This is a genomic window from Chlamydophila parapsittaci (assembly GCF_006385615.1).
Taxonomy (GTDB): Bacteria; Chlamydiota; Chlamydiia; order Chlamydiales; family Chlamydiaceae; genus Chlamydia; species Chlamydia psittaci.
The window spans coordinates 99,967-114,064 of the sequence record NZ_CP041038.1 but is presented as its reverse complement, the minus strand read 5'-3'; the positions used below and the strand labels follow the sequence as shown (position 1 = coordinate 114,064).

Here is a 14,098-nt window from a genome sequence, read left to right as displayed (position 1 = left end):
AGCTCTTTGAAATAGCAAAAATTCCTATGTACCCACATTACCATTTTAGGTAGCGCTGCACTTTCTTAGACGTTTGCCAAAGACAGCAACGGGGACAGACACGGCGATTACACACATTTTGGTAATTAAAGAAAATAGAATGACATGAGTAATGTTCGCTACAATTCCGTAGAGGCCTAGAAAAGAAAATAACAATGTGTCTATGATTTGAGAAGAAACTAAGGATATGGCTGATCTGGTTCCGAATGCTTTATCTTTGAACAAGGTTTTTAGGTAGGAAAAGAGTTTAAGGTCTATAATTTGTACGAGGATTACTGTTACTAAAGAAGCTAGGGTTAATCGTAGTGTTGGTGAGAAAAGTGCGATAAAATAGTTTTGGGTAGTATCGTTAGGAGAGGGCTTCAGTGCAAGATGTAACTGGGTTAAAAGAAGAAAGGCTATAGTTATTACCCAAGAGCCAACCATAGCTTCGTTTACTTTACTTTGTCCGTAAACTTCTCTAGAGAAATTTAAACAAGACAGGATACCAATCGTATAAACATCAGCTGAGGTAATTTCTAGATTGCATAGCACAATTTGTTTTAACACAAAAATGTTCATAATCACTGATAGGGCAGCCAACCAGCCCGTTAACCAGCCTGTACTTTTAGAAGAAAAAAATATACCCGTAAACACAACAAAAACCGTTTGTGTTATGAAGATTATTTCGTTATGCATAACAGCATCTCCGTGGATTGAGTAGATTTATAGATCTAGGATTCATAGACAGTAAAAATAAAAAGGCATTCTGACCAGGAAACGACTTACAAGTATAGAAAAAAGGTCTTAATTTGTATCGATTTTTCTTGAAAGTTCAGAGAAAGTTCTCGAAGGTTATTCAAATAAAGATTAGAGTAAGTCGTTTGATTTTAGGCGAGCGATTTTCTAGAAGATGCATCTAGGTGTGATTGTTATTGTGTATTTTTCTCTTGGATTCATCCTGTTTTCACAATGAAGGAAATAATTTTATCCAGGAGGAGAATTAATATTCCCAATCCCATGGTTTCTAGAATTCCTGTTGTTATATGGATTTAAGGTTTTCTTTATCGATGAGAGACTGCCTTCTTAAGGCGAAGACACTCGCTCCTATGGGTGATGGGACCTGAGCAAATAAAGGTGTTATTGAGGAGGAAGATTTGGTTCTTGGAACTAAAGTTATAGACGGGTTGAAGGAAGCAATCTCGCTAAACTTCTTCTAAGGGTTACGTTGTTACTTGTATAGCGCATGTTTCGGGTAAGTTGGGGAGTAGAGTTTCTAACTAAGTCAGAGTGGGAGACATTACTGAAATAGAATACAATATTCTCCCACTCGTTGGGACTTATCTAGAACAGCAAGATTTGTTGATACATTCAATGAGTTTGGTAATGGAGCAATAGGCGAGGAATCCTATTCCACCAATGGTTAGGACCACGAGCAAAATAGTAAGTACTAAGATTGATGTTACGGCCATTGAAGAGATCTGTAAAGCGAGTAGAAGAGGAGCTAGACCTAAAATTTCAAAAATAGCGATGGTAGAGTGTTGACCTAAATCCCTAGCTGTATCCAGGCTTCTGTTTTTAACAGACCAAAGACTGTACATACGTGCTAAGCCTCGGATTGTACCTAAAATGGGTATAGAGCTTATCAGTACAGATAGCATGACTTCGTTAATAGATTCTCTATCATGTATTTGAATAATTTCCCCGTTGGAGCCTTTGCGAGCAAAAGCACTCTTAATTAGGTAGGGAGCACTCGTAGTTTGTTCTATAAAGTCGGCAGGTGTGTTATAACTTTTAATTAACATAGTTCACCAAATCTTTTGTTGAGGGAAACATTTTATCATAAATTATTAGAATCAAACCAGACTTATTTTAATAGAGGACACAGCAACCTATACGAGGGGAGGAAAGTTTCTATAATTGAATAGGCTCGGTGGTTGAGTAGAGCATTTGCAATAAAACAAAACTAAGAGTCTGATTGAGCTACTAGCAGATGGTGAGGGGAGTTATTTTCTAACTCAATTAGAAACTGTATTCCTTTTTGGCTACTAAGTAGTCGGGATGGTTTGATGGATTTTAGAAGAGCATCTGTGTACGGGTGCTTTGAGAACATGCAGTCCCAGGATACACGAAGTAACACAATTGAGAATTTTTAGTTCTATAATTTCATAAATCAATCCTTTTCCGTGACTTCCTTTGCGATGCAATTGATATTCACAATGACTTTTAAACGTTTAATTTTTATTCCTGTAAATAAAAGATGAGCAATGTTTTTTTTAATAGTTGTGTTTTCTCGGGTTTAGTACTCATTGCTTAGCCCTTCGAAGGAAGACTGTCAGAATGAGCGGTATTAAAAATCACAGGCTGATCATTGTTGTTGTCTTTAACCAACATTCTATTAATTATAGTTGTCCTCATAGCAGGGCTTTATGGTAAAGGAAGATCCGAAAGCGAGTAGATTTTGCATTAATTCTAAATGGTCTTGGGAAAGGGGGATTTAATTTTTAATAAAGTTTATGTGATAGAATTTTTCCTGTTAGGATTGCTTAGGGAATTTATCTATATTTATTTGAAGAATGAGGAGAAATATTCATAGTTTCTAGGGATTATATTATCACAAGATAAATCTTGTTAAAGAAGAAACTATAAGTTTAAATACCGCAGCGTAGTAATGGGTTTTTCAATCTTCGGTGCAGTGTTCTGGTGAATTCAAATAGGTTGCCAATAACATATGTGATGCGGAAATAGGATAAGAAACGCACTGATCTATCCCTTGAGTAAGAACTTCCAGTTCAAATTCCTAATTTTCCCAGATAATCAGCCGGAGCTAGTTAGTCCCGTGGAACTTTTCCCTAAATGTTCTGAAAGGGAAAAAGCTGTGCTATACAACATTAGGTATTTCCATTAGCTCCGCAATATGGGCCCTGAAATTTAAAATCTTACGCGACTCTTAGAGGGTTAAACTATTTAAAAATAATTTCCTATTCCGTTTGGAGACGTGTCCTCTCGGATAGTATAAGTTTTTTAATAAAAATCGGATTTATCTCGGTTATAAGGACGGAGATAGCTGCTTAAGAAAATAATTTCTTCTCCTTATTCGGTAACTAATCTAGCTATTAAATATTTTATACGGATAATAGTAGTGACGGCGAATCCTAAGGCGATAGTCACAGAAACTCCAATACTAATAGGAGCAGCAACTATAGATAATCCTTCTCCTAAGGTTCCTAAAGCTGCTAAAGACATTAGCGATAAGACGACTATATCGGTATCATAACCCTAGATATCCCTTGCATGCGCTAGGTATATTCTCCTTTTGGGTTGAATGATATTCAGTGAAGTAGGGAAGTTTGTTGTTTTGATTCGAAGTATTTTATATTTCCCAGAGTTTTCCTGTATCTTAGTTCCATAACCAATATTACACGTGCTTTTAAGGTATTGATTAGTAGTGGCTGTTGGATAATCTTTAGTGTATCCCCAATCCCGTTTTGTTTTCATTGTTTCTCATTGTTACTTCTAATACGTGTTATGCAGTATTTTTTATCATCTATAAAAGCCAACTAGTAATTCTTTGTAAAATTTCTATACCGCTAAGCAGAAACTCTGCGTCACTTGTTTATGAAACAGTATACTCCTCTTTGTGGTTTGTTAGTTTTCTTTTAGTCCTCACTTAAAACGCAGGATAATACTAGTAAACCTATGGCTGCACATAATAAGCCTAAAGTTCTACTAGATATTTAATAACCTCCACAAAATCAATGGATTAATTAAAATATGTTGTACCTCAATTAATTGTGTATTGTCATTAAAAATAAATTTTTAAGATTTTTGAATGTTGTTTTAATACTTCGGATATTTGTGTCTGTAGCGTGCATAAAAGCTATTCCAAAAAGCATGAGCGTGAGTAATCGGCTTGGTGGATTGTAAAGGTTTACAAATGAATAATAAAGAAGATGATCGAGAACTTATTGGTAGCTTTTTATGGAAAAAATATATATAGTCGAGCCTTTTCTAGAATGAATTTAATGCCTTATGAGTCTTCCAGAAAAAATTAACTCTTCCCGCTCTTCTGAAAATCAAAGTGAAACTTTTTCTTACAATTTTTATAACAAAAGTCTTCTCGCTTCCTCATCAGTGTTTAATAATCACAAAGATATAACCCTTTATAACTCCTTGATAAAACAAGATAATACTACAGAAGATGTTGTTAAAATTGGCGGGTTAATCCAGGAGAGTATTCGTAATGCTATAGAAAAAAAAAGTATGAGTTGGGGGAAGTAACTCCTTCCCATCATACAGGAAACTGGAAGACCTCTCTTTTATACAATGCCTCTCGTCTTCTTGCGCATTTGTTTTCGATAACAATACAGCCAACTAGAATTACACATTCTACAGTCTTATCTCAGTCAGACAAATTCAAGAAGACATCTTCTATGTCTTCTATTAAAAAACTGGTCCCTTCACAAACGGGTAATGTATCTTTTCCTACATCATCCTCTCTTACTAAAAAGATAAATAGGTCTAACAACAAAATACCGGGAAAGCGCGTGTCTAGAAGAAAGCGTGCAGAAGTAGATCCAAATCGAGGTACAGAACAGAAGTATGATCTTACTGATAAGAATATTGTTAGTCGCCTTCAATTAAGTGATCAGCAGGTAAAATCTTGTCAGAATGCTGTTAATAATTTAAGAAAAGCAACGAATCGTTACCAAACTCTTCGTGATAAGAACTCTAGGATTGGTCAAAGTTTATTAGTTCAGCAAGCAGAGCTTCTGGAAGAAATTCGAAAGAGACTTAAATTGCCCAAGGAGCATCCAGCTTCTCAGGTAATGGCAATGATCAAAAAAGAATACAAATCTCATCGAGTGCAAGTAGATAAGTTTCTCCACGGGATTTGGGTTGCAGGTTCACCTCCAGATGGCACGAATGAATATATCAGATCATTCCTAGAAGCATACGATGATTTTAAATTTTATTTTTGGGTAGATGAAAAAGCATATGGTGCTGCTAAGTTTACTTCCATTATGAAAAAAATTGCCTTTGATTCGGCAATTAAAAAGTTAAGGGCGAGTGTACCTAAAGCTAACCAAGAATTCATCAAAAAGTACGATGAATTGAAACAGAAATATCGATCAGAAAAAAATCGTAACCTTCAGAATCAATATCTCAAAGACATAAAATCTATGAGGGAGACCTATGCTGGTCTACATAAGAGTGTTAAAGATGCTTTTAATTCCTTCTTTCTTCAAGAGACTGTAATTCAACAGGATAATTTTTTCAATTTTTGCAGTCTTAAGGGTGTAGACTCTATTTCTGATCAAACACGTATAGACTATCTTGAAAAAGAGCTGCTTCTTCCTAGGGAAGAAGTAGAGGGTTATAAGAAACTGATAGAGAAAAACAAGAAGAAAATCGAAGAGATAGTTTCAAAAGTTAATAAGGATATAGGAGAAAATAGGGTTTTTATTAAGGACATCAAAGAACTAAAATCTATGCATGATAGAACCAATCTCTATAACTACAATACAGAGATGTTCTTACGATGGAATTACGCTGCTGCAACAGATCAAGTCAGAATGTACATGTTGAACGAGATCGGGGGAATCTATACTGACTTAGATATGATGCCAGCTTATTCTTCAGAAATTATAAAGATAATTGATAGGGTTGGAGGAAACGAATTTTTCGAGAATCTCCAAATTCGACGGGCCATATCTTATTTTGTACTAAAGCTTGTTAACGACCGCTCTCAGCCAATTTCTCTAGGTGAGGTTGCTCAAGAGTTGGACATATCCAGAATATCGTCAGAAGACAAAACAAAACTTTCTCGATTAATTGACGAGCTACAAACATTCTCCCAGTCTCATGAGAAGAAAGCCTTTTTTGCAAGAATGGCTCCAGACGTAGTTCGTGATTTTATGCCGATTTTACAACGATACCACAAATGGACAACAAAATGGAACGTTCGAGGATTGAATGGTTTAATGATGTCTCATAGAGGAAGTGGTATGACAGAGGCTGTTATTAAGGCTCAGCAGCAAGCTTATACAGAATTGAAAACTTTGAGACAGAATGTTCTAAGCGGTCAGTTCTTTAATGGTTTTGAAGACCTTTCGGAATTAGATCGCATGTCAATAGTGGGGGGTGCATTAGTTAAAGATTATCTTTCAGGATCTTTGTTTTATGATTTCCGTCAAGACTCTATTATTCCTGGTGCAGTCAGTACTCTAGGTATTTCAGGCCCCGACTTGATTGTAAATGAAATGAAGAAATTTTTCCGTGAGCAAGGTCCTATAGGGCAAGATTTCCTAGAAGATGAAGGAAGAAAATTAGGGAAGGAGGCTTTCTTAGGGGCATACAACAGACTGCCGGGGGATACTATTCACTTTGATTGGCTCAATCCCGTAACTATTGGAGCCAATGATGTAACGCCTGCAGACGATAGCACTTGGTGTGGAATTAAAAATTGGGATCCTGGTGATTTATTGTTTTCTGATTCCTCAGAATTAAGTAGTAAGCCTGTACAAAGTATATCTCGGACTACGGTTGATGTGCAAGAATTCACCAAACTATGGTCTGAACATTCAAAAGTTATCTGCTCTGTAGAATTGTTACAACGTTTTAACAAAGTTATTGTTAATCCCGAGTTAGACATTAGAGAAGTTGCTGAGCTAGATAGAAGTTTTTCTGAAGCAAAGCAAAATTTATCCCAAGACCGAATAGCAAAGGAAGGAGTATTTTCTTTACAATTACAATTAGCCGAGCTCGTTCGATCTGTAAAATTTCCAGTATCTAATCAGGTGAATTTTTTTCCTAATAGGCATAGTAATTTTGAGCGTGATTTAGAGAAGGCAGTTAAACTATATCTAAACGCTAACCCGCAAACTAAAATTGTTCTTTGGGAAAGTCCCCTAAGTGATCGTGTCTTATTTCTTAAGGACATGATTTCTATATCTGAAAGATTATTAGCGATTTCTAATTTTATTGACTCTGTAGATCAATCGCCTCCTTCTCACTCTGAGATTAATCTTTTGACTACGTACGGTGAACTTAAGGCAAAAGAAAGTTTAGATCTCTTATCTCCTTCAGAGCTTGATCGATTTTTACATGTTACAACTCAGATTTCTGAAAATGAAAGACTACAAAATAAAATTAAGGAGATTGAATACCAAATTACTTCGGGACATTTGTACAGGGATTATGAAAGGCATTTATCTTCCTGGTTAGGTTTATCGGATAGTGAACTTAAGAAAAAAATTCTATCTTTTTCTAAGGACTTATCACAAGATGGTAGCCTAGGTAAGATTGAGCAGAAAGAACTGGATCATTGGTACGTAGAAGTTTGTGAGAAAATATATGAGCAGCGTGTTACTGAATCTTCCTCTAGAATAAGAGAGTTTATGAATAAGTTTCAGCAAAATGAACGTGTTGTTTTGGTAAGTATGGATGAACATCTATCTAGTCATACCTTGTTTGAAAGGATACAACGGGAAGGATACGCTTTCAAAGATTTTCAAAACATTGCAATGTTGATGTTAGCAAACTCTGGGGTTTCAGGTATTTTTTCATCAGAAAGTTCATTACCAGCGCCTTCCAAGGAGCTAGTAAGTATTATGAAATCGGTTCTTGGAGAGGATTACGATGAGATTAGTAATAAGGCTATGCCTCTTGTATATGAACTCCTCGCTTTAGATAAGGACAGTAAAGAAGTTAAACAAGTTCAAGAACGTATACAACAGCAGGGATTAGAAGAATTAGGGGAAAAATTATCACCATACTCTGCTTCAAATTTACTTGTTCCACCTACTGATAGTAGTGTAACAGCTTTAGGAGTCCGTTATGGGATTGAGTATGACAGGGAATCAGAACACGTAATCGTGAACATGGCTCCTGGGATTTTTAATCCTGCCGGTTATACTATGGAGTTTTATTTAGAAGCTCTTTACGACATACACAGGGAGATTCATGCAGGGTCTTTGACAAAGGAAAAAGCTCAATCTATTCTTCAAGATAAAGGAGCAGACTGTTTTATAAATGAGCAAGGAATTGCTTCTCTGGTTAGATATTCGGACAGCATGTATTACTGTTCCTTAACTGAAGTACATCGGATATTAACAGGAGAGTCTTTCTTAGCAGAAGCAACTAAAAAACTAATTGGTGGTTTTCTACCTGGAATAAGCACCATTATCGATAGCGATAAGAACTTAGGTCGACCATTATTAACAGCTATAACAGCCTCTCCTGTGGTAAATCCACATGATTATCGAGGCGTGGGATTAAGCAAAGATTTATTGTCTGCTCCTCACGATGTCCCCTCAATACGTTCTATTGTAGAGGGTGCAAAATATACAGTATCCTCTTGGCCAGAGTTTTTCAATACGCATGCGGAAAGCTGGTCAGATTTAGCTAATCGTTTAGGAGGTAAATCAATAGACGTTCATCCTCAAACTTTTTTGTACAAAGTGGAAGGTCGCTGTATTGGGGTCTCAATGTTATATCTGCTAGCAAAAGATACAACCTCTTATAGTCTTATCCAAGATAATCTCACGGTGATTTCGTCTTTATATCAGGAAAAGGAAAGAGAAAGGTTACCGTTAACAAAAACTGATCAGGACTTGTTAGATAGAAGTACTACGTTAATTGACTGGTTACAATTTCAGGGAAATAAATATCTAAAGTCTCCAGAGGTTTTCTCTCGGATACCTTGGAGTCTTCTCACATTAAAAGACAAGTTTGAAAAAACACAATTAAAGAGTGTTTTAATTACTACACCTAATCATAGTTTAACTTTGCATAAGCTAGGCAATGATGTGTATAGGCTTACGGACCCTAATTTTGGACATACTGATTTTCCATCCGTTGAGAAAGCTTTTTATTTTGTAAGCGGAATTATGGAAGAATCTTATGAAATAAAAACACGTTATGGTTTCTCTGATTACATGCGTACTCAAGATCAGATAAAGGTGTATGTTCCAAGCACTAATCTATTCGAAAACACTTTATTCTCTGGAACTAATTTAGGATTAACTTCTAAACATCAATCTACTACTTTAGAAAAAATGACAGAGAGGGGAAAAGTTGTTATTAGTCAGATTGAAACCTCGTGGCGTACTCTATATCAAATTGGAGGTACTGTTGATCATAAAAGAATATCAGAGACTACAACAGTAGAAGATTTAAGTAGATTGAAGATAGACGGGAATGTTTTAGACAACTATCTCTCTAAGCATGTGTTGGATTTGGATATTTCTAGTTTGCTTCAAACTCTCTTAAAAACTCATGGTCTAGAACCCGGAACTAAGGGAATTAAAGGAAGAGCTATCGTGGATGTACCTAATGAAGTAGCTTCTCTTATCAAGACATCTAAGAACAAAATGGCAAAGATTCGATCCTCTTTGCAGGTAATGCTCGATCTGATTTCTAGGAAACTGAAATCAATATCTGTTACTGATAATGATCGAGCAAAGATCAAAAGTGTGCGTATCAATGATGATGATTTCCTAACGATAGAATTGGAAATCTCTAATAAACAATCCAAAACTATTACGTTTAATGGAGAGGGATTAGCTCATTCATTTAGACGTTTTAGTAATATGCTTAATGAATTATCTAGCACCGGGGTTTTGGATTTGGATTTAGGCATGTCCGTAGTTTCTCTAGTTCAATATGCTCGTATGGTAGATCAGGGAAAACCTACTGATGCGTTAGCACAATTTAATTTAGTGATGGGTGTGAAGGCAACGTCTGAATTAACTCTAGGGTCTGTGATTCAGGCAATGGGTAAGAAATTTATTACAGAATCAGGAGTGAATGCTTTTAGATTAGAAAGCGCTTTAGCATCTAAATTGCAAACAGTTGCCCATAGGGTTGGAGGAAGTGCGGGCAGAGCTTTATCTAGTGTAGCGAGGGTTTTAGAACTTCCTGTATTAGAGACGGTAGCTGGAGTTTGGAATCTATACAATAGTGTTAGCGTTCTTACCCAAGAAACCTCCTACAGTGAACAGATGGCTGCAAGAGTTCAGGTAGCTTTTGACTCTATTGCTCTTGCTCTTACATTATCAGCTGTTGCTGCTCCGTCTCTAATGTTAGCAGCAGGTCCGATTGCCGCTATTGGTATGGGAGCAGCATCAATCGCACGAAATGTGGCGTATCACGAATCTCGTCATGAAATATGGTTGAAATATAAAAATTTTTTGGAAATAGGAAGCGAAAACATCGTTGTTAGTTTACCCGAGAGAGGATTATTAGATTTTTCAGGTAACCAGGTTTTAGGGAATGTTTTTTTAGACTTAAGGAAGAATCCTCCGGTTTTTACAGGGGATCCTTCATACAATGCAAATAGATACGCAGGTCATCATCGAGAATTAACAGATAGGCAAGTTCGAGATATGTTATCCTATGCCTATAGTATTACACCTACGTACGCGTTGGCACAAGGGCATGCTAATAGTTACTGGCCAAGAAAAGTGCCTTCCATACCTAAAGGAATTTATACTACGGTCATTTTAGGATACGGTATCCAATATAAAGCTGTTACTGAGGTGATATATCTTTCCAATCAGATTGTTTGGAGAGAGGCTGTTATGGAGCCCGATTCACACTATTACCAGCCTCCTTTAAATCCTATATCAAAACAAACAAAAATTATAGCAGGGGATGCTCCTCTGACTGTTATACCGGTGCGGCTATTGGATGGAGATTCTAAGGAAACATTGCAAGCACATATGGATCAGGCAAAGTCTTATAAGGACTACAAGATCAGCATTCAAGGAGGATTAGGAGGATTAGTAGTTCAAATTGGTGGGGCTGGATTTTATGATTTAAAAGGAGATCCAAGAGCAGATAATGTTATTTCATTTCGTGCTATACCACAGCCATATTCTGTTGTTTTCGATCTTGGAAAAGAGGAGCAAGAAGTGAAAATAGTGAAGAACGATCAAGAATACAATATTCTCAAGATTAAGCAAGAAGGTTTTTCAACTATTTTCGGGTCCGAACGGGGTTATGATACTCTGAAAGGGAAAAATAATACGAGATTTTACCTAGGATTAGGTGGTGGTGCTGTGTACTCTGGATTAGGGACATGTTATTATCATATACCCGATATCCCTCAACATACTTCCATGTTTTTACATTCTGCATCTACTTTTCATACTATCACTTTAGATAAGAAAATAGACAAGATTAAGATGATGGAAGAAGTTTTAGCGTTAATACCTTCTTACCAAACAGAAGATTCTACTGCTGGATTACATTTTTATTCTGAAGATAGCAAAGTAGATATGTCTGTTTGGGTAGGAAAGGTTAAAATACTCTTATTGGATGGAGTGCAATTAGGATTACTACAAAAAGAACATCATCGTCTTACTTTTGGAATCACGGGGTGCGATCATAGTAAATGGCAACAACAACATCCAGAAGAGCCAGGATATCCGGAAAGTATTCTTAAAGCTTTGCAAAAACTATCTTGGGAATTTGATGAAGAATTTACCTTGATTCGCAAGGATAGTTCAGTGGTATTTAGTTTTATAAATCAGCAGTTTACCTATTATCCTCATCCATATGCGGATGTTTCAGTCCGTACCAGTTCTCAATATGATGTAGTAGTTAAAGGAGAGGAGGGATGCACTTATCTCATCAAATCTCTCCCGAATATTATGTCGAAAAGTATCACGATACGACTAAAAGAAAGTTTGGTGACTTCTGCAATTCTTGATTTATATTCTCTCGTTATTTCTTCTATAGAAGGCAGAATTCCATTGAATTTAGATAACAGATTAGAACTAAATATTTCGTCTCCTAGATATCACATTCCTGTGATTCTGGAATGGTCTGGAGAAGTGCCTAGAGGAACATTTATAGAAGTTACCGACGGCGTTCACGGTAATCTAGGAAAATGGTACGACTTGCTGATCAAAGACCGAGGAATTAAGCAATCTCTTTACAGACGGAGTATGTTAGTTGCCGATAGAATAGAAAGTGTATGGAGTTTAAATGATGCTATTACTCTACTTAATGCTGAGGATGATCAAGGTGATAATCCCATCCAATTTTTAGGCATAGAAAATAAAGAAGATGCAGATTTACAAGTTGCTGGAAGTTTACAGTCAGGAATTTTCATAGGCAGCATGGAAAATTTAAGATGGGTTACTGTTGTCCCTTCCAAAGTATTTAACGTGACTATTCCTGCACGTAATATTAAATATTTGTCCTTCCAGGGGGGAGCAAGGTCCGGGAAAAATATAGTATTCTATAGTAGGATATCACTGCCTGTTATCGAGGCAAGGCGACAACCTCTTGTTCTAATATCGAGAAATCAATGGAGATCTTGTAGTCGGATAGATGTTTACTTTACTTCCTTACAACTAGGAGATTTTATTCGTTATCGTGTGAGTGGCGAACAACAAGGACTTACTAGACAGTTGATGTATGCTCAGCGTTTAGTAAAAATAGTTGGGCAGGATTTTATTTTAAGGTTCTTTTATATTCGTGGGGGAGATGGAATCGGTAGTATTGATCTTAGGTTTAAGGATTTCTTTAACAAGTCTATTGAGAAAGATGAAAATATAGATGATAAAAACCTATCAATTAATGAGCAGTATAGAGAGCATTTAAACCTAAAATTAGGGTCAGAAACTTTTAGCTTAGCCATTTTAGCAACTGAATTCTTATCAACCCATCATGTAATTAATTTAGTACATCATAGGAATGTCAAATATCAATTGGAATTCCCATACCCCCTTCTTCGGTTTCCCGATACTAATGTTTTTGTTTATACGGTAAATCCTGACCATATTTACAGTTCTTCCGAGGATCTGCGTTGGCTACCAATAGATTCCTCTATGAAGAAATACGAACTTACTGGTTTAGCTAAACAAGGAGCTTCCTATTACCTAGACCCTGAGTCCGGAGACTTATACTTAACTCGAATAATATTATTCGGGGAAACTAGAACAGAGGCTCTCCTTGTGAAATTCCCTAGATATAAGTGTAAATGGAGGGAGTTTCAGAAAGTAATAGTGACAGGAAGAGACCTACTCACCATTGCAAATAGTGAGACTATCTCTCTATCAGGAACAACATTTTCCGGTCCTTCTGTACAGCGTATCCGATTTGATTATAACAAATGGTTGAGAGGAATTTCTAGTCAACCCTCTATTACTTCAATAGAGGTAGGAATAAACTCAAATAGCGATCAGGTTATTCATTATGATTTTATGAAAGGCGGAAAACATCATTCAATGGTCGACGTTGATTTATGGGATTTACGCGATAGGTCCAAACAATCTGTTAGATCTAGGGTGTATGACGATTATTTATTAAAAGAAGCCATTCATCTATGCGAGAGAGAGCAACAATGGAAAGTTCCTGAAAGCGTGTTAGAATACGCTGTTGGTTATTATACTCAAGTCACTTCGACATGGATCAAACACCAAGTAACGGCGGGTATAAAATTATCATTACCAGCAAATTCTACAACAATATCTCTAATAACATCTCAAGGGATGATGTTTACCAAGCAACAAGAACGGTCAGGCTATTCGGTACACTATAGATTAGGGGGGCTACATAAGGTGGCTAAACACGTGGTTCTAACCCAGATCCCAGGTAAAATGTTATGTAGTATCAAAGCAGACGTTATTGTTCTTATAAAAAAAGTTGACGTGTCTCAATACAACAGTAGGAACATTTATGTGGTTGCCGAGATTATCGGAGAGGATTTGGGAGAGACTACATTATTTTGATTATTAAAATAGCGTTTCTTTTTGATAACTTTATTAAGTTTATTAAGATTTTTTTATAATACTTGTTGATAGAAAAGTATGGTTGGAAATTTACAAAAGGAGTAAAATGTTTTTATATTATTGTCTATAAATAAACGAATAATAGCTCCGGATAAGCGCGTAGATTTCTTTACCTCAATTCTGTTTTCTCAAAGCTGTTTAAGTGAAATAGCTTAGGCTCAAAAATTTACTATTTTTTGTTTTGAGAAATTATCCAGACGTTTAGTATTAGTATGGGTGATATAGAAATAGAATCTTTAAACGTAAACGGAGTCTTAATGAGAAATATCTTATAA

5 protein-coding genes are annotated in these 14,098 nt (G+C 36.2%); 2 read left to right on the top strand and 3 right to left on the bottom strand.

The window, feature by feature from the left end:
- Positions 1-45 precede the first annotated feature (45 nt).
- The 3 genes from FI836_RS00475 to FI836_RS05190 form a co-directional block, all read right to left on the bottom strand.
- Positions 46-717, bottom strand: coding sequence for a queuosine precursor transporter (locus FI836_RS00475; RefSeq protein WP_014943869.1), 672 nt, complete (start codon positions 715-717; stop codon positions 46-48).
- A 641-nt stretch (positions 718-1,358) separates the two neighbouring features.
- Positions 1,359-1,823, bottom strand: coding sequence for a hypothetical protein (locus FI836_RS00465; protein WP_014943868.1), 465 nt, complete (start codon positions 1,821-1,823; stop codon positions 1,359-1,361).
- Between the two features lie 1,288 nt (positions 1,824-3,111).
- On the bottom strand, positions 3,112-3,264 hold the full coding sequence (locus FI836_RS05190; protein ID WP_014943866.1) for a hypothetical protein: 153 nt from the start codon (positions 3,262-3,264) through the stop codon (positions 3,112-3,114).
- A 786-nt stretch (positions 3,265-4,050) separates the two neighbouring features.
- Between FI836_RS05190 and FI836_RS05270 the strand changes: the two genes are divergently transcribed.
- Positions 4,051-4,299, top strand: a complete 249-nt coding sequence (locus FI836_RS05270; RefSeq protein ID WP_014943865.1) for a hypothetical protein — start codon at positions 4,051-4,053, stop codon at positions 4,297-4,299.
- Entirely contained in the window at positions 4,287-13,763 is a 9,477-nt protein-coding gene (locus tag FI836_RS00460; RefSeq protein ID WP_234885808.1) for a LifA/Efa1-related large cytotoxin, read from the top strand. The genes FI836_RS05270 and FI836_RS00460 overlap by 13 nt, the downstream gene beginning before the upstream one ends.
- Positions 13,764-14,098: the final 335 nt, after the last annotated feature.

Bases quoted from the DNA above. Each gene is read 5' to 3' on its own strand.
- FI836_RS00475 (WP_014943869.1), bottom strand. From the start codon at position 717: ATGCATAACGAAATAATCTTCATAACACAAACGGTTTTTGTTGTGTTT.
- FI836_RS00465 (WP_014943868.1), bottom strand. From the start codon at position 1,823: ATGTTAATTAAAAGTTATAACACACCTGCCGACTTTATAGAACAAACT.
- FI836_RS05190 (WP_014943866.1), bottom strand. From the start codon at position 3,264: ATGTCTTTAGCAGCTTTAGGAACCTTAGGAGAAGGATTATCTATAGTT.
- FI836_RS05270 (WP_014943865.1), top strand. From the start codon at position 4,051: ATGAGTCTTCCAGAAAAAATTAACTCTTCCCGCTCTTCTGAAAATCAA.